The sequence below is a fragment of the Cedecea sp. B1(4) genome (assembly GCF_059414925.1).
This window is the reverse complement of the sequence record NZ_JCAHMZ010000238.1, coordinates 1-436: the sequence shown is the minus strand read 5'-3', so window position 1 is coordinate 436 and position 436 is coordinate 1. Positions and strand designations below refer to the sequence as shown.

1 pseudogene is annotated in these 436 nt (G+C 66.7%); it reads right to left on the bottom strand.

Annotated elements, in window-relative coordinates:
* Positions 1-436 (bottom strand): annotated as a pseudogene (locus ACR6JA_RS22770) (F0F1 ATP synthase subunit alpha); the annotation flags it as partial.

The following is a 436-nucleotide window of genomic DNA, read 5'->3' as shown; positions in this document are numbered from 1 at the left end:
AGGCGGCCAGTTCACGGTACTGCGCCAGGTCGGTACGGATACCGCCGGACAGCTTCTTGACGACCTTGGTCTGGGCGGCGCCGCCCACGCGCGACACCGAGATACCGGCGTTGATGGCGGGACGCACACCAGCGTTGAACAGGTCGGTTTCCAGGAAGATCTGGCCGTCCGTGATCGAGATCACGTTGGTCGGAACGAAGGCCGACACGTCGCCCGCCTGGGTTTCGATGATCGGCAGCGCGGTCAGCGAGCCGGTCTTGCCCTTGACGGCGCCACCGGTGAACTTCTCGACGTAGTCTTCGTTCACGCGAGCGGCACGCTCGAGCAGGCGCGAGTGCAGGTAGAACACGTCGCCCGGGTAGGCTTCGCGGCCCGGCGGACGGCGCAGCAGCAGCGAGACCTGGCGGTAGGCCCAGGCTTGCTTGGTCAGGTCGTC